This window comes from Pseudoroseomonas ludipueritiae (assembly GCF_014490445.1).
GTDB classification, from domain to species: domain Bacteria; phylum Pseudomonadota; class Alphaproteobacteria; order Acetobacterales; family Acetobacteraceae; genus Pseudoroseomonas; species Pseudoroseomonas ludipueritiae.
On the sequence record NZ_JACTUZ010000036.1, the window covers coordinates 1 to 20,215 of the forward strand.

The window sequence follows — 20,215 nt, forward strand, 5'->3', positions numbered from 1 at the left end:
GCCGGCCCGGAGCGGCTGCGCCCGGCGGTGGCGGGCCTGCAGGAACTGCTGGCCGAGATGGAGCGCCAGCCCGGCGCGCTGCCCGAGGCCCGGCGCTTCCTGAACATCCAGCTCGATGGGCTGGAACGCATCGTGGCCCGCCTGCGGGCGGGCGCCGAGCCGCCGGCGGCGCTGGATGCGCTGGTGGCCGAGATGGCCGAGGGCAGCGCCATGCTGCGCAGCCGCCTGCGGGCGGCGGAAAGCGAGGCGCTGGATATCCAGATCAAGGTGCTGTCCGAGCGGCTGCGGCAGGAGGGTTTCGCGTGAGTGACGAATTGACCAAGGACACCGCCGCCCCGGCGCCGGCCCGCGTGCAGGAACTGGCGGGCAGCATCGACCTGGCCGATCCCGGCACCATCCTGCGCTTCGGTGCCGAGGCGCAGAACCGTGCCGCCGCCGCCGCCGATGCCATGCTGGGCGCCGCCCGCAACCCGGCGACGGGCGAGGCGGGGGAGGCGCTCTCCGGCCTGCTGGACACGCTGCGCGGCTTCGACGTGACCAAGCTCTCGGAGAAGCCGGGGCTGGTGGGCCGCCTGCTGGGCCGTGGGCAGAAGCAGGTGACCACCATCATGCACCGCTATGAGACGGTGCGCGGGCAGATCGAGGCCATCGGCGACAAGCTGGACGGCCACCGCACCCACCTGCTGGAGGATGTGGAGCGGCTGGAGCGGCTCTACCTCGCCACGCTGGACTGGTTCCATGCCCTGGCCGAGCATATCGCCGCCGGCGAGACGGTGCTGGCCCGCACCGACAACGAGGTGATCCCCGCCGCGCTGCGCGAGGCTGAATCGGCGCCCGGCACCCTGGCGGCGCAGCGGCTGGCCGACCTGCGCGGCGCGCGGGACGAGCTGGACCGCCGCGTGCACGACCTGCGCCTGACGCGGCAGGTGGCGATGCAGTCGCTGCCCGCGCTGCGGCTGATCCAGGAGAATGACAAGGCGCTGGCCGCCAAGATCCATTCGGTGCTGGCCAATACCGTGCCGCTCTGGCGCACCCAGTTGGCGCAGGCCCTGGCCATCCAGCGGATGCGGGAGGCTGGCGCCGCCGTGCGCAGCGCCACGGACCTGACCAACAAGCTGCTGACCGCCAATGCCGAGACTCTGCGCGCCGCCAATGCCGAGGCCCGCACGGAGCTGGAGCGCGGGGTGTTTGACCTGGATGCCGTGAAGCAGGCCAATTCCGCGCTGGTGGCGACGCTGGAGGATACGCTCCGCATCGCCGCCGAGGGCCGCGCCGCGCGCCAGAATGCCACCAAGGAACTGGCGATCGCGGAGCAGCAGATCCGCAAGGCGCTGACCGAAACGCGGGATGCGCGGCTGCGCGGCGGTTGAAGCGGGAGCGGGGCGGGCTCGTCAAACTATTACGTTTAGCGTAACTTGCCCGTAACGGGCTGAATGACTGGTGCTGGCCCGGAGGGAGGGCCGCCCACTCATGTCTGCCGCCGCCGCAGAACTTCACCGCGACGCGCCGCCCTTCATCCCGCCTTATCCGCCTCGACACAGCCGGATGCCGCGGGTGCCGGAGCTGCTGCGGCTGCTGCGGCGCTCCTTTCTGGATATCTGGCCCCGCGCGGCCTTCGAGCGTGAATTCCTGCACCGCCGGGTGCTGCTGCGCGATGTCTTCATCTGCAACAGCCCGGCCACGGTGCAGGAAGCCTTCCTGGAACATGCCGCGACCTATGAGCGCAAGTCGCCGCAGATGCGGCATGCGCTGAAGCCGCTGCTGGGCGACGGGCTCTTCATCAGCGATGGGCCGCTCTGGAAGGAGCGGCGGCGGGTGGTGGCGCCGGTCACGCATGTCTCGCGCCTGGCGGAACTCTGCCCCCCCATCACCGAGGCCGCCGCCGAGCGCGCGGAAGCCTGGGCCGCGCGGGACCCGGCGCAGCCGATCGACATGCTGGCCGAGATGGGCCACCTGACCGCCGAGATCATCTGCCGCACCATTTTCGGCCGGCAGTTGGGCGGGCAGGCGGCGGCCAGCGTGGTCAGCGCCTTCGCGGAATACCAGCGGGCGGTGGGGCAGACGGACCTGATCTCCCTGCTGGGCCTGCCGGACTGGATGCCGCGCTGGCAGCCGCCGCGCGCCCGCCGCGCCAGCCGGCGCATCGCCGCGGTGCTGGATGGGCTGATCGACAGCGTGCTTTCCGCGCCCAGCGGCGAGGCCAGCCTCATCCGCTCCATGGCCGAGGGCGTGAACCCCACCACCGGCCAGCGCATGGACCGCGAGGCCTTCCGCAACGAGGCCGCCGTGCTCTTCATGGCGGGGCACGAGACCACGGCCAATACCCTGGCCTGGGCCTGGTACCTGCTGAGCCAGTGCCCCCACGCTGCCGCGCGGGTGGGGCGGGAGGCCGCGGCACTAGGCCGCCCCGCCACCTTCGCCGACCTGCCGCGTCTGCCCTTCACCCGCGCCGTGGTGGAGGAAACGCTGCGCCTCTACCCGCCCGTGCCGCTGCTGGCGCGGGAAGCGGTGACGGAGGGTGAGCTGGCCGGGAGGCGGGTGCCCAAGGGCTCGCTGGTGATCGTGGTGCCCTGGCTGCTGCACCGCCATGCCAAGTTCTGGCAGGAGCCGGATGCCTTCCGGCCCGAGCGCTTCCTGCCCGGCGGTGAGGCCGCCACCAAGCCACGCTATGTCTGGATTCCCTTCGCCATCGGGCCGCGCGTCTGCACCGGCGCCGCCTTCGGGCTGACGGAGGCGGTGCTCTGCCTCGCCACGCTGGCCGCCCGCTTCGCGCCGAAGCTGGCGCCGGGGGCGGAGGTCTATCCCGTCTGCCGCCTGACGCTGCGCCCCGGGGACAGCCTGCCCATGCTGCTGGAGCGCCGTCCGCATGGCTGAGGAACGCGCGCTGGACCGGCTGGTGCGGCGCCTGGACCATGTGAAGGATATCGGGCTGCACGAAGGCATGCGGCTGCTGCCGACCCCGGCGGTCTCGGCGCTGGGGGGGCGGCTCGCGGCGCTGGGCAGCCATTTCCGCCTGCGCAGCAAGGTGGAGCGCTCGATGCGCGCCCTGGCCTATCTGCGCCCGGAGCTGGATGAGGCGGCGCGGCGGGAACTGGCGCTGCTGAACCTGCGCAACATCGGCCGCACCTTCGCCGAATTCTCCTGCCTGCACCGCATGTGGGACGAAGGCCGCATCACGGTAGTGGGGCGGGAGAATATCACCGCCCCCAATGCCGTGCTGGCCCTGCTGCACCTGGGCAACTGGGAAGCCGGGATGGGCGCCATTCGTGGCGTTGGGATGCGGGTGCGCAGCATCTATCAGCCACCGGTGAACCAGACGCAGCTCGCCATCGCCAAGCGGGTGCGGCGCTCCCTGGATAACGACGCCATCCTGGGCAATGCCATGGCGATGCGGGAGGCGCTGCGCGTGCTGGCGCGTGGCGACACCATGATCGGCCTTTTCGTGGACGAGTTCAAAGGCGGGCGGGTCAATGCGCCAGCCTTCGGGCGCCCGCCAGCACGCGGCGGCAATATCGCCATGGCGGCGCGGCTGGCGGCACGGGCCGGGGTGCCGCTGGTGCCCGCCTATATGCTGCGGGACGGGGAGACTGCGCGCTTCACCGGCCATTTCCTGCCGCCCATCCCCGTCACCGGCGACGCCGAGGCCGATCAGGCCGCCATCGAGGCGGTGATCGAGCCCGTGGTGCGCCGCCACCTGGAGCAGTGGCTGATGCTCTACGCTTTCCGCCCGGACCGTTGACGGGCGAGAACGATCCACCCCACCGCGCGTTGTACCGCCTGTTGCAGCAGCAGGGCAGGGCCATGGACGACGAACGTATCTGGAGCTTCGAGGAAAGCCTGTGGACCGCGGATGCGGAACACTACAGGGCCTCGATCGACGACGAGTGCCTGATGGTGCTGCCCCAGCCGCCCTTTGTGATGAGCGGGCAGCAGTCGATCGAGGCGGTGTCCGACACCCCGCGCTGGTCCAATGTCGAGCTTTCCGACCGGCAGGTGAAGCGGCCGCAGGAGGGGCTGATCGTCATCGCCTACCATGCGCGGGCGGAGCGGGAAGGGGTGCAGCCCTATGAGGCGCATTGCACCTCGGTCTACCGCCGCCTGGCGCATGAGGAGTGGCGGGTGGTGCAGCACCAGCAGACACCACGGCTGATGGCCCACCCGAAGGCGTGACTTGGGGGGGGCGCCAGGCGCGCCCCCGCCGCCGTCAGTCGAGGATGCGGATCACCGCCTCGATTTCCACCGGCACGTTGGAGGGCAGCGAGCCCATGCCGACGGCGGAGCGGGCGTGGCGGCCGCGCTCGCCCAGCGCCTCGAAGAGCAGCTTGGAGCAGGCATCGATCACCTGCGGCTGCTGCCCGAAATCGGGCGTGGCATTGACCATGCCGAAGATCTTCAGGAACTCCACCTTCTCCAGGCTGCCGGCGGCGGCCTTGGCGACGGAGAGGATATGCAGCGCGCAAAGCTCGGCGGCCTTCTGCGCCTCCTCCACCGTCAGCGCATCGCCGACCTTGCCAGTGGTCAGTGAGCCATCGGCATGGCGCGGCACCTGGCCGGAGATATAGGCGACATCGCCCGCGCGCTTGAAGGGCACATAGGCGAACAGCGGCTTGCCCAGCACCGGCAGCGTGTGGCCCAGCGCGGCCAGGCGGGATTCAGCGTTATCCATGGTAGCGGTTTTCCTTCAAAGGGTGCGGCCGCGCGCGGCGACCTCGACGAAGCCCTGGAAGGCACCGTCACGAATGACCGCGACGCGGTCATGCAGGTTGGAAACAGGGCAGACATGGTTGGGCACCACGCGCAGCCGCTCGCCCACTTCCGGGCGGCGGGAACTGGCGGAAAGGTCCACCATGCCGTGTTCCTCGCTGAGGCGGTCGATGCGCGCCTCCGGGTAGCCCATGATGTAGCCGTAGCCCTCCTGGATGCCGGCGGGCATGATGTCGGCGGCGAAGCTTTTCGTGCCCGCGTCGATGATGGCGCGGTCGGGCTCTGGCCGGCTGATGACGGTGACATGCAGCGTCAGCGCGCAGTCTTCCCAGGTGGCGGCGCCGGCGGCCACCATCATGCGGTCGTTGTAGATATAGGTGCCGACGCGCAGCTCGTTGACCGGCGCCAGCTCATGCGTCTTCGCCGCCTGCGGGCTGCCGCCGCCGGAGAGCACCTTGGCCTCCAGCCCTTCCGCGCTCAGGCGGGGCAGGGCCTCGGCGAGGAAGGCGGCGGTGGCGGCGGTGGTGGGATAGGTCATCAGCCCGTCGAAGCGCAGGCCGGGCTGGGCCTTGATGGCGCGCGCCAGTTCCAGCGCGGCATCGACGGAGGTGACGCCGGTGCGCTTGGCGCCGCTGTCGAATTCCACCACCACGCCGATGGTATGGCCATGCCGCGCGGCGCGGATGGCGGTGGCCAGCGCGGCGGGGCTGTCCACCGCGACGCGCATCTTCACCCGCGCGGCGAGGGCGGCGAGGCGTTCCGCCTTGGCCTCACCGATCAGGGGGTAGCTGATGAAAATGTCGTCCAGTCCGCCATCGGCCATGACCTCGGCCTCACCCAGCTTCTGGCAGGTGATGCCCCTGGCGCCCAGCTCCACCTGCCGGCGGGCGAGGCCGGGCAGCTTATGCGTCTTGATATGCGGCCGCAGCGCCAGGCCATGCGCATCGGCATAAGCCTGCATCCGCGCCATATTCGCCTCGGCGATGCCGAGATCGACCACGGGCACCGGCGTTTCCAGGGAAGCAATATCCAAGGCCGTTCACTCCTGCCGCACGAATTGGGCACGGTCGATGCCGTGCCGCGCCAGCTTGTCATAGAAGGTCTTGCGCGGAATGCCGAGGGTGGCCAGCGTGGCCCGCACATCGCCGGCGTTGTTCTCCAGCGCCTGGCGGATCAGCATGGCCTCGAAGCGCTCCACGCGCTCGGGCAGGGTGCCGGCGCCGTTCTCGGCCGGGGCGGCATCCTCCACCGCTTCCAGGCCCAGGGCGAAGCGTTCCGCGAAATGGGAGAGTTCGCGCACATTGCCGGGCCAGTCGTGACTCAGCAGGTGGCGCTCCACCGCCGCCGTCATCTGCGGCGCCGGGCGGCGGAAGCGGGTGGCGGCACGGCTCAGGAAATGCGCGAAGAGCAGCGGGATGTCGCCGCGCCGTTCCCGCAGCGGCGGGATGCGCACGGTGACGACATTCAGGCGGTAGAACAGATCTTCCCGGAACTCGCCCCGCGCGGCGGCCTCGCCCAGGTCGATCTTGCTGGCGGCCACCACGCGCAGGTCCAGCGCCCGCACCTCATTGGTGCCGAGCGGCGCCACCTCCCGCGTCTCCAGCACCCGCAGCAGCTTCACCTGGAGGGAGAGCGGCATGCTCTCGATCTCGTCCAGGAACAGCGTGCCGCCGCTGGCATGCTCGATGCGGCCGACGCGCTTCTTCTGCGCGCCGGTGAAGGCGCCGGCCTCGTGGCCGAACAATTCGCTCTCGATCACCGTCTCCGGCAGCGCGCCGCAGTTCAGCGCCACCAGCGGGCGGCTGGCGCGGCGGCTCCAGCGGTGCAGGGCGGAGGAGACGACCTCCTTGCCCGAGCCGGTCTCGCCCACCACCAGCACGTCCACATCGGCATCGGCGATGTGGCGCAGGGTGCGGCGCAGGCGCTGCATGGCCGCGGTCTCGCCCAGCAGCAGCCCGTCATCCTCGGCTCCGGCGGCCTCGCGCAGCCGGCGATTCTCCAGCACCAGCCGGCGTTTTTCCAGCGCGCGGTGGACGCTGGCCACCAGGGCCTCCGGCGCATAGGGCTTGGGGATGAAGTCGTAGACGCCCTCCCGCATCGCCGAGACGGCCATGGGGATGTCGCCGTGGCCGGTGATCAGGATCACCGGCAGGTCCGCGTCCAGTTCCCGTAGCCGGCGGAACAGCGCCAACCCGTCCATGCCGGCCATGCGCACGTCGCTGACCACCACGCCCTCGAAGCCTGCGTCCACCCGGGCCAGGGCCTCCGTGGCGGAGGCCAGGGGCAGAGGGTCCAGCCCGGCCAGCTCCAGCGTCTGGGCATTGGCGTCGCGCAGCACGGCGTCGTCATCCACGAAGGCGACACGGGTCAGGCTCATGGCTGCACCTCGGGCAGGATGATGGTGAAAGTGGTGCCGGCCCCGGGGCGGCTGACAACCTCGATGCGGCCGCCGGCCTCAGTGACGATGTCGTTGCAGATCACCAGCCCCAGCCCCAGCCCCTGCGGCTTGGAGGTGGAGAAGGGCATGAAGAGCGCGCCCATGATCTCGGGTGGGATGCCGGGGCCATTGTCGGCCACGGTGATGCGCACGCCGCCGCCGCCGGCGGTCACACCCAGGCGGATCTCGGCGCCGGCCTGTCCTTCCAGCGCGTCCAGCGCGTTCTGGATCAGGTTGACCAGCACCTGCTCCAGCCGCACCTGCCGGCCGTTGACCCAGACCTCCTCCGCCGGAAGGTCGCGCAGCAGGGGCACGCCCTGGTGTTCCAGCCGCGCGCGCAGCAGCATGGCGGCGCCTTCCGCCGCCGCCTTGACCCCGACGGGGCCGACAGGCGGCGTGCCCTTGCGGGCAAAGGCGCGAAGTTCATCCGTGATGCCGCCGACGCGCTCGCAGAGCCGGGCGATGGTCTCCAGGTTGCCGCGCGCCCGCTCCGTCTCACCGCGCTGCAGGAAGGTGCCGGCATTGCCCGCGTAGGAGCGGATGGCGGCCAGCGGCTGGTTGATCTCATGCGCCACGCCGGCGGCCACCTGGCCCAGCGTGGCCAGGCGGTTGGCCTGCCGCAGCGTCTCCCGCGCATCCTGCAGCCGGGCCTCGGCGCGCTCGCGCTCCGCGATCTCGCTGGTCAGCTCGGCGGTGCGGGCGGCGACGCGCTCCTCCAGCTCCTGCCGCTCGGCCTGTTCCTGGGCGCTGCGGCGGCGGGCGCGGCCGGCGCGCTGCAACAGAAAGGCGGCGATGCTCATCAGCACCAGCGTGATGCCAAGCACGGCATCGCGCCGCTGCGCCTCTTCGGTGGCAAGCAGCGCCTCGCTGGGCACCAGCAGATGCAGCTGCCAGTCGGAGCTGGGCACCGCGACCGCGGCGTGCAGCAGGGCGGTGGCCTGGGCGGCGGGAAGCCTGGCCCTGGCGGCGTCCGGCACCTCGTCCAGCAGCACGGCGCCGGCGTCGAAGCCCAGGGGATTAGGGCGCAGCGGCAGCGGCGCCAAAGGCGCGGTGCCGAATTGCAGGCTGTCGCGGATGGCCGCCAGGTCCTGTTGGGGCAGGGGGTGGTCGGTCTGGAAGCGCCAGCGGGGCCGGTTGGTCAGCAGCACGATGCCGCGGCGGTCCGTGACATAGATGGGCTGTTCCGGGTTCCGCCAGGTATCCTCCACCGCCTCGAACCCGACCTTGACCACCACCACGCCCATCGGCGCCTGCGCGCTGCCGAGGCGGCGGGAGATATAAAGCCCCGGCCGCTGGCTGACGGTGCCCAGGGCGAATTGCTCCCCCGCGCCCAGCCGCATCCCGTCCTGGAAATACTGGCGGAAGCGGTAGTCATTGCCGACGAAGCTGCCTTCTTCCCGCCAGTTGCTAGCGGCCAGCGTCATCCCGTTCGTGTCGATCAGGTAAATGACATCCGCCCCGGTGCCATCCCGCAGCCGCTCCAGCTTGCGGTTCAGGGCTTCGAGCCGCGTCGCGGCCGGGGTGGCGAGGGCGGCGCGCAGGTCCGGGTCTTCCGCCAGCACGAAGGGCAGGGAGCGCTGCTTCTCCAGCTCGCTGCGTAGCAGGGCGGCGTTGAGGGTGGCGGTGGTGGTGGCCTGGGCCTGCAAGGCTTCCCAGGCTTCGCGCCTCGCGCCCTGGCCGGCCGCCCAGGCCAGCAGGCTCGCCGCCAGTCCCCCCACCAGCGCCAGGGCCAGCCAGACCGCCGCCCGCCGGTCGGCGCGCAGCCGTCGCGGGGAACGGGGTGAAATATCAAACGGCATGCTGTGCGGAGTACCACACATACCGGAAAACGGGAGGGCGGATTTCCGCACAAATCAACGGGGCACGAAACATGTATCAGTTATATGTTGCGTGTTTTCAGTCGCCTAACCGGCTGGCATGCTGCTTGCCAAAGGGGCGTTCATGGCCGCCAAACCGGGCAGTTCAGCCCCCGGCGCCAGTTTGGACAATATTGGCCCGCCGCGCCGGGCTGGACTGGAAGGAATGCCGATGGCGAGTTTCGCCCCCACCGCACCGGCTGGGCCCGTGAAGAAGAGGCTGTGGCAGCACCTGTATTTCCAGGTGCTGGTCGCCATCGCGCTCGGCATCGCCCTGGGCCATTTCTGGCCGGAAGAAGGCACGGCGATGAAGCCGCTGGGTGATGCCTTCATCAAGCTGGTGAAGATGATCATCGCCCCCGTCATCTTCCTGACGGTCACCACCGGCATCGCCGGCATGAGCGACCTGCAGAAGGTGGGCCGCGTCGCCGGCAAGGCGATGATCTACTTCCTGTGCTTCTCCACCCTGGCGCTGATCGTCGGCCTGATCGTCGGCAACCTGCTGCAGCCGGGCTACGGGCTGCACATCAACCCGGCCACGCTGGATGCCAAGGCGGTGCAGGGCTACGCCAACCAGGCGCATGAGCAGACCATCACCGGTTTCCTCATGAACATCATCCCCACCACGATCGTCAGCCCCTTTGTCACCGGCGACATCCTGCAGGTGCTGTTCTTCGCGGTGCTCTTCGGCATCTCGCTGGCCCTGGTGGGCGAGCGCGGCAAGCCGGTGCTGGACTTCTTCCAGACGGTGACGGCGCCGGTCTTCACGCTGGTCGGCATCCTCATGAAGGCCGCTCCCGTCGGTGCCTTCGGCGCCATGGCCTTCACCATCGGCCGCTATGGCATTTCCTCGGTCGCCAACCTCGCCTTCCTGGTCGGCACCTTCTACGTCACCTCGCTGCTCTTCGTGCTGGTCGTACTGGGCGCGGTGGCGCGCTACAACGGCTTCAGCATCCTGGCGCTGGTCCGCTACATCAAGGAAGAGCTGCTGCTGGTGCTCGGCACCTCCTCCTCCGAGGCCGCGCTGCCGACGCTGATGGAGAAGATGGAGCGCGCGGGCTGCAAGAAGTCCGTGGTCGGCCTCGTCATCCCCACCGGCTACAGCTTCAACCTGGACGGCACCAATATCTACATGACGCTGGCGGCGCTGTTCATCGCGCAGGCCACCGACATCCAGCTGAGCATCGGGGACCAGGTCCTGCTGCTGCTGGTGGCGATGCTCTCCTCCAAGGGTGCCGCCGGCATCACAGGCGCGGGCTTCATCACCCTGGCGGCCACGCTGTCCGTGGTGCCTTCCGTGCCCGTCGCGGGCATGGCGCTGATCCTGGGCATCGACCGCTTCATGTCCGAGTGCCGCGCGCTGACCAACCTGGTCGGCAATGCCGTGGCGACCGTGGTGGTTGCGCGCTGGGAAGGCGAGCTGGACCGCGCCCGCCTGGATGCCGCCATGGCCGGCAATCCTCTGCCGGACCCCTCCGGCGCCGCCATCGTCGCGGCCGAGTAAGTTAAGTTCAGCGACCCGGCGCGGCTTCCATGGCCGCGCCGGCCCGCCGCAGGGCGGGGTCGAAAGGATTGAGGCGGGCGCCGATGGCGTCCGCCTCTTTTATGAGCGCGGCCGCGACGGTGGCGCGGCGCTCCTCGCCCATCCGGTCCGTGGTGGTGCCGATGGAGAGCGCCGCCGCCGCCCGGCCATCCGCATCCAGTACCGGCACGCCCAGGCCCGCCATGCCTGGCAGGATGCCGAAGGCGGCGCAGTAGCCCTGCCGCCGCACGCTCGCCAGCTCCGCCCGCAGCCCGCCTTCGTCCAGGCCGCCGAATTCCTCGATGCGCGGCAGGTTGTGGCGGATCACCTCGTCCTGCTCCGCTGGCGGCATGAAGGCCAGGATGGCGCTGGAGCCCTGGCCGACGCCCAGCGGCACCCGGCCGCCGATATCGCCGGTAAAGGTCAGGATCGGCAGCGGCCCGGCGCTGCGGTCGATGCAGACGGCATCGAAGCCATTGCGCACCAGCAGGAACACCGTCTCCCCCAATGCCGCTGTCAGCCGGAGCAAGGCGGGACGGGCGATGTCGCGCAGCCCCACCGCCTGCCCGGAGCGGGCGGCGAGCAGGAAGAAGGAGAGGCCCAGGCGGTAGCGGCGCCGGGTGGCGTCGTGCTCCACGAAGCCCTCGGCCACCAGCAGGCGCAGGATGCGGTGCACGGTGGGGCGGGGCAGGGCCGCGGCATCCGCCAGTTCCGCCAGGCGCTGGCCTTGCGGGTCGCCAGAGCCGAGCAGGCGCAAAAGGCGCAGGGCGCGGGGCAGGCTGCCGGCTTGGTCGGAGACGGGTTCGATCATCGTGTTCCGCTTAGCGAACCACATCTGTTCCGAATAGTGAAATTTTGACGCTCCCGATGTCAAGGAGCGGAATTCTTCTTGCGGCATTCAGAATGAAGGGGTTGCATCGACCTGAGGGCATTCTGCGGCGAGGAGGCTTGCATGGCGCGTTGGCGGGTAGGCGTGGATTCGGGCGGGACCTTCACCGATGTCTGCCTCTTCGACGAGGAGAATGGCCGCGTCGAAGTCTGGAAGGTCTCCTCCACCCCGGACGACCCCTCCCGCGGCATTGCCCAGGGCGTCGAGGAAGGCATGCGCCGCGTGGCCCCCGAGGCCGGTGACAAGCCCGCCGCGCCGGTCACCTATTTCGGCCATGGCACCACCGTCGCCACCAATGCGCTGATCCAGCACCGGGGCGTGAAGACCGGGCTGGTGACCACGGACGGCTTCCGCGACCTGCTGGAGATCGGCCGCCAGAAGCGCCCGGACCTTTACGACATGCAGGCGGACAAGCCGCCCGTGCTGGTCTCCCGCGACCTGCGGCAGGAAGTGCCGGAGCGGGTGCGGCATGACGGCAGCATCGACCTGCCGCTGGACGAGACGCGGATGCGCGCCGCCGCCGTGGCGCTGCGCGAGGCGGGGGTGAAGGCGGTGGCCGTTTCCTTCCTCTATGGCTTCATCCGGCCGGAGCACGAGGCGCGGGCGGTGGAGATCCTGCGCGAGGAGATGCCCGAAGCCTTCATCAGCGCCGGCCATGAGACCGCGCCCGAGTTCCGGGAATTCGAGCGGCTCTCCACCGTGGTGCTGAACGCCTACCTCGGCCCGGTGATGCGCAGCTACATCGAGAAGCTGACGCCGCGCCTGGAAAGCCTGGGCATGACGGCGGCGCCGCACCTGACGCAAAGCAATGGCGGCGTCATCAGCTTCGCGGCGGCGGCGGGGCTGCCGGTGCGGACGGTGCTCTCCGGCCCTTCCACCGGCGTGGTGGGCGCACAGGCTATCGGCAAGCTGGCGGGCTACGAGGACCTGATCACCTTCGACATGGGCGGCACCTCCACCGATGTGGCGCTGCTGCAAGGCGGCCAGTGCCGCCTGACCAGCGAGGCGGTGGTGCATGGCTACCCGATCAAGGCGCCGATGCTGGATATCCATACGGTGGGCGCCGGGGGCGGCTCCATCGCCTATGTTGATGCGGGCGGGCTGCTGAAGGTGGGGCCGCGCTCCTGCGGCGCCTTCCCGGGCCCCGTTTGCTACGACCAGGGCAATACCGAGCCCGCCACCACCGATGCCAATGTGGTGCTGCAAACGCTGAATCCGACGCATCTGCTGGGTGGGCGGATGGCCATCCGGCAGGATTTGTCCAGGGCCGCCATCCAGCGCGTGGCGGACCAGCTTGGCCTGGGGCTGATGGAAACGGCGCAGGGTATTCTCTCCGTCGTCACGGCCAACATGGCCCGCGCCATCCGCGTCATTTCCGTGCAGCGCGGCCATGACCCGCGCGACTTCACGCTGATGGCCTTCGGCGGTGGCGGCCCGCTACATGCGGCGCGGCTGGCCAAGGAACTGGACATGAAGCGCGTGCTGGTGCCGCGCAATCCCGGCATCCTCTGCGCCATGGGCCTGCTGCTGACTGACCTGCGCGCCGATTTCGCCGCCACCAAGCTGCTGCCGCTGAAGCCTGCTTCGATCGGCGATGTGGCCGAGGGCTTCGCGACCCTGACGGCCCGCGCCGAGGAGTGGTTCGAGCATGAGGGGACCGCCCCCGCCAACCGCGTGCTCACCCGCACCGCCGACATGCGCTACAAGGGGCAGAATTACGAACTGGCCGTGACGCTGCCGGAAGGCCCGGTGACGCAGGCGACGCTGGAAGCCCTGGCCGCCGGCTTCGCCGAGTTGCACCGCCAGCGCTACGGCTTCATCGCCGAGGGCGAGCCGGTGCAGATCGTCACGCTGCGGCTGGAGGCCACCGGCCTGGTGCGGAAGGCCACCCTGACGCGCTACCCGGATGCCGGGCCCGATGCCAGCGGCGCCCGCATTGGGGAGCGCCCGGTCTGGTTCCCAGAGGCACAGGATTTCGTCGCGACCCCGATCTACAGCCGTGATGAGCTGAAGCCCGGCAACCGCTTCACCGGCCCCGCCATCGTCGAGCAGATGGACACCACCACCGTGGTGCCGCCGGGCATGACCGCGCGCGTCGATCCCTATCTCAACCTGATCCTGGAGGCCGCGGCATGAGCCACGCCATCGCCGAGGCCAAGCCCGCCGCGCTGGACCCCATCACCGTCGAGGTGATCGGCGCCGCGCTCTCCTCCATCGTCGAGGAGACGGGGGAGGCGCTGATCCGCGCTTCCTATTCCACCAACATCAAGGAACGGCGGGACTGTTCCACCGCGCTGTTCAACGCGGCGGGGGAGACGCTCTGCCAGGCCGAGCATATCCCGATCCATCTCGGCTCCTTCATCGGCATCATCCCGCAGATCATGCGGAAGCACCGGGTGGAGGATATGCGCCCGGGCGATGTCTTCGTCGGCAACGATGCCTATGAGGGCGGCGGCACCCACCTGCCGGACATCGTGCTGGCGGAGCCGATCTTTTTCGCGCACCGCATCGTCGCCTGGACGGTGAACCTGGCGCACCATTCGGACTTCGCGGACCGTGGCCACGCGCATATCTATCAGGAAGGGCTGCGCATCCCGCCCGTGCGGCTCTACCGCGAGGGCGTGCTGCAGGAGGATGTGCAGAGCCTGATCCTGCTGAACTGCCAGGTGCCGCATGAGCGTCTGTCGGACCTGCGGGCGCAGATGGCGGCCAACCGCGTCGGCGTGCAGCGCTTCCAGGCGCTTTGCGCCAAGTATGGCGTCGAGACGGTGCTGGGGGCTGCGGCCGAGCTGCTGAACTATGCCGAGCGCAAGATGCGCGCCGGCATCGCCGCGCTGCCCGATGGCGCCTGGACCTTCAAGGATGTCTTCGACCCCATCGACATCCCGGATTCCATGCCCTTCGCCGTCAAGGTGACGATCCGGGGCGACAGCATGTCGCTGGATTTCGACGCGCCCGACCAGCGCCGCGCCGGCATCAACATGACCTACACGGCGCTGCTGGCGACGGTCTATTACATCGTGAAATCCGTAGTGGACCCGACCATCCTGCCTAATGCCGGGCTGGCGCGGCCGCTGACCGTCACGGCGCGCAAGGGCAGCATCCTGAACTGCGAGCATCCGGCGGCGGTGAACGGGCGCCTCGCGGCCTGCCAGCGGGTGTCGGACCTCATCCTCGGCGCCATCTCCCAGGCGGCGCCGGAGCGGGTGACGGCCTGCTCCAACTCCATCTGCACCGTGGCCAGCTTCATCGGCCAGCGGAAGGAGGATGGCGCGCTCTGGGTCTATCTGGAGACCATGGGCGGCGGCAACGGCGCCCGCCACAACAAGGACGGGCTGGATGGCGTGCATGTGCACACCACCAATACCTCCAACCTGCCGGTCGAGGCGCTGGAGATCGAGTACCCGCTGACCCTGCTGCGTTACGAGCTGGTGCAGGATTCCGGCGGCACCGGCCGGTTCCGTGGCGGCATGGGCCTGCGCCGGGTGTATCGTGCGGATGAGGATTGCCTGGTGCGCGTCGATATCGGCCGGCTGCGCTCGCGTTCCTGGGGCCTGCAAGGTGGCGGTGCGGGCAGCAAAGGCGCGGTGGAATGCGGCCCGGGCGTCACCTTCAACGGCAGCACCGCCGCGCTGAAGGCGGGGCAGTGGTTCGCCATCGTCAGCCCCGGCGCCGGCGCCTATGGCCCCCCGTCACAGCGCCCAGCCGAGGCGGTGGCGCGCGACGTGGCCGAGGGTGTGATCAGCGCCGCCCATGCAAAGGATGCCTACGGCTTCAAAGCCTGAACCCTGAGCCCCCGAACCCTGAGCCAAGGAGACCAAGCCCATGCCTCCCGTGACTCTGTCCCGCCGCTCCATGCTCGCCGGTGCCGCGGCGCTGCCCTTCCTGCGTATCCCGGGCGCGCGCGCGGCGGCGCCGGGGGTGCTGACCTTCGGCCTTTCCTCCTTCCCGCCCTCCATCCAGCCATGGGCCAATAGCGGCACGGCGGCGGCGACCATGAAGCTGCTGATGTATCGCGGCCTCACCTCCTATGCCGATGACGGTTCGTTGCGCGGGGAGTTGGCGGAAAGCTGGGCGCGGGACGGCGACAAAGCCTGGGTCTTCAAGATGCGGGACGCGAAGTTCCAGAACGGCGAGAAGGTCACCTCCGCCGATGTGAGATGGACCATCGAACAGGTCGCCGATGCCAAGTCCACCGCCTTCTTCCGCAACGAGATGCAGAAGGTGGAAGCGGTCGAGACACCGGACGACCGCACGGTGCGCATCGTCACCAAGGTGCCGGTGGTGACGCTTCCCAATATGATGGCCAGCTACCACTTGCCGATCATCTACCGCTCCTCCGACCGGCGGGAGCCGGTGGGGGCGGGGCCCTTCATCCTGAAGGGGCAGGAGCGTGGTACCTCCCTGGATTTCGAGGCCAATCCGAATTTCTACAAGCCTGGCCTGCCGAGGCTGAAGGGTATCCGCGTCGTCGCCTATCAGGATGAGAACCTGCGGGTCTCCGCCTTGCAGTCCGGCGACCTGGACCTGATCGAATACGTGCCCTGGCAGGCCATGGATGCCATCACCGCCAACCCGGCGCTGAGCCTGGATGCGGTGGATGGCGCCTTCATGTTCCTGGTCTTCAACGGCGCCAAGGCGCCCTTCAACGACCCGCGCGCGCGCAAGGGCGTGGCGCATGCCATCCGGCGGGAGGATGTGGTGAAGGCGGCCTTCTTTGGCCGTGGCTCCGGCCTGTTTCAGTTGCCCATCGCGGAATCCAGCGCCTACTACAACCCGGAATACAAGAACGCCTGGAAGTACGACCCGGATCTGGCGAAGAAGCTGCTGACGGAATCCGGAGCGTTGAATTCCCCGGTGACCATGCTCTCTACGGCCCAGTACGGCATGCACAAGGACACGGCCGAAGTGGTGCAGAGCCAGTTGGCCGCCATCGGCATGAAGGTGCAGCTCAACCTGCCGGATTGGGCGACACGCGTGGCCATCGGCAACCGGGGCCAGTACGACTTCGCGATGATGGGCACGGCGGCGGATAGCAACGATCCCGATGGCATCGCCAACTTCATCGATGGCAGCCTTTCGCCTTCCTATGTGCGGTCCTACGGCCTGAAGACGGAGCGCATCACGGAACTGCTGGCCGCTGGCCGCGCCGAATTCGACGAGGCCAAGCGCCGCGCGATCTACAAGGAAATGGAAGGCATCGCCATTGAGGAGGCGCCGATCGTCGGCCTCACCTGGCGGAGCCAGGGCTATGCGATGAAGAAGGGCGTCACCGGCTTCAAGAACCTGCCGGGCGCGCTGACCTTCTATTCCGGCCTGACCTTCGAGACCACCTCCCTTGCGTGACCTCAGCGGCAAGGTGGTGATGGTGTCCGGTGCCGCGCGCGGCATCGGGCGGGCGGTGGCGGAACGGCTGCTGGCGGCGGGCTGCCAGGTCAGCGCCGGGGTGCGGGATACCGCCCGTGCACCGGAGGGGACGGCGGGCTTCGCCTACGACGCCAATCGGCAAGGCAGCGCCGCTGGCTGGGTGGAAGGCACAGTGGCCCGCTTCGGGCGCGTGGATGCGCTGGTGAATGCCGCCGGCATCAACCCGCGCGCCACGCTGCTGGAAGGGCCGGACGGCGCCTTCCAGGACCTCTGGACCGTCAACGCCATGGGGCCGATCCAGGTGATCCGCGCCGCCTGGCCGCATCTGGTGGCGGGCGGGGAGGGGCGGGTGATCAACATCGCCTCGCTTTCCGGCAAGCGGGTGCGCAACGACAACCTGGGTTATGCGATGAGCAAGTTCGCCGTGATGGCGCTGACGCAGGAAGTGCGCCGGCTGGGCTGGGAGCATGGCATCCGCGCCACCGCGCTCTGCCCCGGCTTCGTGGATACGGACATGACGGCGCATGTCACCAAATGGCCGCGCGAGCAGATGTCGCGCCCCGAGGATCTGGCGCTGCTGGCGGAAACGCTGCTGCGGCTGCCCAATACCGCCTCGGTGGCCGAGCTGCTGGTGAACTGCCGGCACGAGGACACTCTGTGAGGCTGGCGCGCCTGCGGGATACCGACCGCCCGCCGCTGCATCTGGAGCTGGACGGGCGCGCCATCGCCGCGATGGAAGGCGACACGCTGCTGACCGCCCTGCTGGCCGGTGGCGCCGGGCATCTGCGGGAAAGTGAATTCGGGGACGGTGGGCGGGCCGGCTTCTGCCTGATGGGGGCCTGCCAGGATTGTTGGGTTTCGGTGGAAGGGCTGGGCCGGGTGCGCGCCTGCGCCACCCTGGCCAGGGACGGAATGAAGGTGCGGCGCGGATGAAGGTCGCGGTGGTGGGCGCCGGCCCTGCCGGCGTGCGGGCGGTGGAGGCGCTTCTGGCTGCCGGCATCCGCCCGGTCTGGATCGACGAGGCGATGGATGGCGGCGGCCGCATCTACCAGCGCCCGCCCGCCGGCATGCGGCGCGACGCCCGCACGCTCTATGGCTTCGAGGCCGCCCGTGCCACGGCGCTGCACGCGGCGCTGGATGCCGCCAAAGCCAGGGCGGATTGGCGGCCGGAAACGCTGGTCTGGAATATCCATCCTGGCAGGCAGCAACTCCACACGCTCAGTGCCGGGCGGCAGGGCGTGGTGGAATACGACGCAGCCATTCTCTGCACCGGAGCAATGGACCGCGTGGTGCCGGTGAAGGGTTGGACCCTGCCGGGCGTGACCACTATGGGCGGTGCGCAGATCGCGCTGAAGTCCCAGGGCTGCGGCATCGGGCGGCACGTGGCTTTTCTGGGCAGCGGGCCGCTGCTCTGGCTGGTGGCCTACCAATATGCCAAGGCGGGAGCGCAGGTGGCGGCGGTGCTGGATACCACCCCTCTCGCCACCAAGGCGGGCGCCGCGCCGGGCATGCTGCGCGGGCCGGCGACCTTCGCCAAGGGCCTCTATTATGTCGGCTGGCTGCGCGCGCGTGGCGTATGCATCGCGGAAGGCGTGACGCCGCTGGCGATCGAGGGAGAGGGCAGCGTTTCCGGCATCCGCTGGCGCGATGCCAAAGGCGTGGAACACCATGCCGGCTGCGACGCCGTGGGCATCGGCTGGGGCCTGAAGCCGGAAGCGCAGCTTGCCGATCTCGCCGGTGTGCCCTTCGATTTCGACAGCTTGCAGCACAACTGGGTGCCGCGCCGCGATGCCGCCGGGCGCGCGCCTGTGAAGGGCATCTACCTCGCGGGCGACGGCAGCGGCATCGGCGGCGCCGAGGTGGCGGAGCTGGCTGGTGCCCGCGCCGCCTTGGCATTGTTGCAGGATGCCGGGCACAAGGCCGAGACCACTGCCCTGGACCGCAAGCTGGAAAAGCTGGCCCGCTTCCGCGCGGCGCTCGAAAAGGCCTTTCCCTTTCCCGCGCACCTGGCCGCCGCCTTGCCGGATGATGCCGTCTTCTGCCGTTGCGAGAACCTGACCGTTGGCGAGTTGCGCGCCACCACTGCCGGGCCGCAGATCCCGGCGCCGGAGGTGAACCGCGCCAAGGCCATCAGCCGCGCCGGCATGGGCCGTTGCCAGGGCCGCGTCTGCGGTGCCGCGGCGGCTGAGATTCTGGCCGCGTGCCTGGGCTGCGGCGTGGCGGAGGTCGGGCGGTTGCGTGGGCAGGCGCCGGTGAAGCCCATCCCCCTGACGCCCCCGCCGCTGGTGACGACGCCATGAATGACACCCGCTTCGATGTTCTGGTGGTGGGCGGCGGCGGCGCCGGCTGCTCGGCCGCGCTGCACCTGGCCAAGCGCGGCACCCGCGTGGCGCTGCTGGAGCGCGGGCTGGTGGGTGGGCAGGCTTCCGGCGTCAATTACGGCGGCGTGCGGCAGCAGGGGCGCAACCCGGCGGAGCTGCCCATCGCCCGCCGCTCCCGCGAGCTTTGGGGGCGGATGAAGGAACTGGTGGGGACGGATGCGGAATTCACCGTCACCGGCCACCTGAAGCTGGCCCGCAACGATGCCGAGGAAGCCGACCTGACCGCCTATCTGGACGTGGCGAAGCAGCATGGGCTGCCGCTGCGGATGGTGGGGCGCAACGCCATCCATGTCGAATACCCCTGGCTGGGACCGCAGGTGGTGGCGGGGTCCTTTGCGCCGGAGGATGGCTCGGCCAATCCGCGCCTGATGGCACCGGCCCTGGCCCGCGCCGCGCGGGATGCCGGCACCACGGTGCTGGAGCGGACGGAGGTGCTGGACTACGCCCATGACGGCACGCTGTTCCGGCTGCGCACGGTGGATGGGCGCGAGTTCACCGCCCCAGTGCTGCTGAACATGGCCGGCTTCTGGGGCGGGCGCATTGCCGAGGCCTTCGGGGAGCCGGTTCCGGTGAAGCCGCTCAGCCCCAACATGATGGTGACGGAGCCGCTGGATTATTTCATCGAGCCCAACCTCGGCGTGGTGGGCGGCAATGTTTATCTGCGGCAGATCCCGCGCGGCAATGTCATCATCGGCGCGGGGCATGGGGAGAACGACCCCGGCCAGCCCGGGCAGGTGCCCTGGTCCCGCCCCTTGCCGGAAGTGACGATGGAAGGCGCCCGGCTGGCCATCGCGCTGGTGCCGGCGCTGGAGGGGGTGCAGATCATCCGCTCCTGGACCGGCATCGACGGCAGCATGCCGGACAAGATCCCGGTCATCGGCCCCAGCAGCACCACGCCGGGGCTGTTCCATGCCTTCGGCTTCTCCGGCCACGGCTTCCAGCTTGGGCCGGCGATCGGCGCCATCATGACGGAGCTGGTGCTGGACGGGCGTACGGATATCCCGCTGGAGTCCTTCCGCATCACCCGCTTCGCGGAGGCCGCGGCATAGGCTATCCGGC

Annotated in this window: 18 protein-coding genes; 13 read left to right on the top strand and 5 right to left on the bottom strand. The window is 69.8% G+C overall.

Features of this window, described 5'->3' with window-relative positions:
- The 5 genes from IBL25_RS10470 to IBL25_RS10490 all read left to right on the top strand — a co-directional run.
- Nucleotides 1-306: hypothetical protein (locus IBL25_RS10470; RefSeq protein WP_202986750.1), on the top strand; the 306-nt coding region annotated here is incomplete at its 5' end.
- Nucleotides 303-1,370: a toxic anion resistance protein gene (locus IBL25_RS10475; protein WP_187778497.1), complete on the top strand. Its 1,068-nt coding sequence runs from the start codon at nt 303-305 to the stop codon at nt 1,368-1,370. The genes IBL25_RS10470 and IBL25_RS10475, both read left to right, overlap by 4 nt.
- A 100-nt stretch (nt 1,371-1,470) precedes the next feature.
- On the top strand, nt 1,471-2,874 hold the full coding sequence (locus tag IBL25_RS10480) for a cytochrome P450 (RefSeq protein ID WP_238940341.1): 1,404 nt from the start codon (nt 1,471-1,473) through the stop codon (nt 2,872-2,874).
- Nucleotides 2,867-3,739, top strand: a complete 873-nt coding sequence (locus IBL25_RS10485) for a lysophospholipid acyltransferase family protein (RefSeq protein ID WP_187778498.1) — start codon at nt 2,867-2,869, stop codon at nt 3,737-3,739. Before IBL25_RS10480 ends, IBL25_RS10485 begins: the two co-directional genes overlap by 8 nt.
- 62 nt (nt 3,740-3,801) lie before the next feature.
- Nucleotides 3,802-4,170 (top strand): DUF4440 domain-containing protein, encoded by a 369-nt coding sequence (locus tag IBL25_RS10490; protein ID WP_187778499.1) that lies wholly within the window; start codon nt 3,802-3,804, stop codon nt 4,168-4,170.
- Nucleotides 4,171-4,204: 34 nt separating this feature from the next.
- Here the strand turns inward: IBL25_RS10490 and IBL25_RS10495 are convergent, their stop codons facing one another.
- The 4 genes from IBL25_RS10495 to IBL25_RS10510 are packed head-to-tail and all read right to left on the bottom strand — an operon-like array spanning nt 4,205 to nt 8,940.
- Nucleotides 4,205-4,666, bottom strand: coding sequence for a RidA family protein (locus IBL25_RS10495; RefSeq protein ID WP_187778500.1), 462 nt, complete (start codon nt 4,664-4,666; stop codon nt 4,205-4,207).
- Between the two features lie 15 nt (nt 4,667-4,681).
- The gene (locus IBL25_RS10500) at nt 4,682-5,737 is read right to left on the bottom strand and encodes an alanine racemase (protein ID WP_187778501.1); all 1,056 of its coding nucleotides are present in this window, start codon (nt 5,735-5,737) and stop codon (nt 4,682-4,684) included.
- A gap of 6 nt (nt 5,738-5,743) precedes the next feature.
- On the bottom strand, nt 5,744-7,081 hold the full coding sequence (locus IBL25_RS10505; protein ID WP_187778502.1) for a sigma-54-dependent transcriptional regulator: 1,338 nt from the start codon (nt 7,079-7,081) through the stop codon (nt 5,744-5,746).
- A complete protein-coding gene (locus tag IBL25_RS10510) occupies nt 7,078-8,940 on the bottom strand; it encodes a sensor histidine kinase (RefSeq protein ID WP_187778503.1) in 1,863 nt (620 codons plus the stop codon). The genes IBL25_RS10505 and IBL25_RS10510 overlap by 4 nt, the downstream gene beginning before the upstream one ends.
- Nucleotides 8,941-9,169: 229 nt before the next feature.
- On the opposite strand from IBL25_RS10510, the gene IBL25_RS10515 reads away from it, so the two are divergent.
- On the top strand, nt 9,170-10,501 hold the full coding sequence (locus tag IBL25_RS10515; RefSeq protein WP_187778504.1) for a dicarboxylate/amino acid:cation symporter: 1,332 nt from the start codon (nt 9,170-9,172) through the stop codon (nt 10,499-10,501).
- Nucleotides 10,502-10,508: 7 nt separating this feature from the next.
- On the opposite strand, the gene IBL25_RS10520 is transcribed toward IBL25_RS10515, so the two are convergent.
- Nucleotides 10,509-11,330 carry an IclR family transcriptional regulator gene (locus IBL25_RS10520; RefSeq protein WP_187778505.1) on the bottom strand — a complete coding sequence of 274 codons (822 nt, stop codon included), beginning with the start codon at nt 11,328-11,330 and terminating at the stop codon, nt 10,509-10,511.
- Between the two features lie 141 nt (nt 11,331-11,471).
- Between IBL25_RS10520 and IBL25_RS10525 the strand changes: the two genes are divergently transcribed.
- From IBL25_RS10525 to IBL25_RS10555, 7 genes are read left to right on the top strand one after another with little or no spacing between them, the layout of a single operon-like run.
- Entirely contained in the window at nt 11,472-13,544 is a 2,073-nt protein-coding gene (locus IBL25_RS10525) for a hydantoinase/oxoprolinase family protein (RefSeq protein ID WP_187778506.1), read from the top strand.
- Nucleotides 13,541-15,193, top strand: coding sequence for a hydantoinase B/oxoprolinase family protein (locus IBL25_RS10530; RefSeq protein ID WP_187778507.1), 1,653 nt, complete (start codon nt 13,541-13,543; stop codon nt 15,191-15,193). Before IBL25_RS10525 ends, IBL25_RS10530 begins: the two co-directional genes overlap by 4 nt.
- A gap of 40 nt (nt 15,194-15,233) precedes the next feature.
- Entirely contained in the window at nt 15,234-16,754 is a 1,521-nt protein-coding gene (locus tag IBL25_RS10535; protein ID WP_238940342.1) for an ABC transporter substrate-binding protein, read from the top strand.
- On the top strand, nt 16,747-17,436 hold the full coding sequence (locus IBL25_RS10540; RefSeq protein WP_187778508.1) for an SDR family NAD(P)-dependent oxidoreductase: 690 nt from the start codon (nt 16,747-16,749) through the stop codon (nt 17,434-17,436). The genes IBL25_RS10535 and IBL25_RS10540 overlap by 8 nt, the downstream gene beginning before the upstream one ends.
- The gene (locus tag IBL25_RS10545) at nt 17,433-17,708 is read left to right on the top strand and encodes a (2Fe-2S)-binding protein (protein ID WP_187778509.1); all 276 of its coding nucleotides are present in this window, start codon (nt 17,433-17,435) and stop codon (nt 17,706-17,708) included. The genes IBL25_RS10540 and IBL25_RS10545 overlap by 4 nt, the downstream gene beginning before the upstream one ends.
- A complete protein-coding gene (locus tag IBL25_RS10550) occupies nt 17,705-19,075 on the top strand; it encodes an NAD(P)/FAD-dependent oxidoreductase (RefSeq protein WP_187778510.1) in 1,371 nt (456 codons plus the stop codon). Before IBL25_RS10545 ends, IBL25_RS10550 begins: the two co-directional genes overlap by 4 nt.
- Nucleotides 19,072-20,205: an NAD(P)/FAD-dependent oxidoreductase gene (locus IBL25_RS10555; protein WP_187778511.1), complete on the top strand. Its 1,134-nt coding sequence runs from the start codon at nt 19,072-19,074 to the stop codon at nt 20,203-20,205. Before IBL25_RS10550 ends, IBL25_RS10555 begins: the two co-directional genes overlap by 4 nt.
- Nucleotides 20,206-20,215 lie beyond the last annotated feature (10 nt).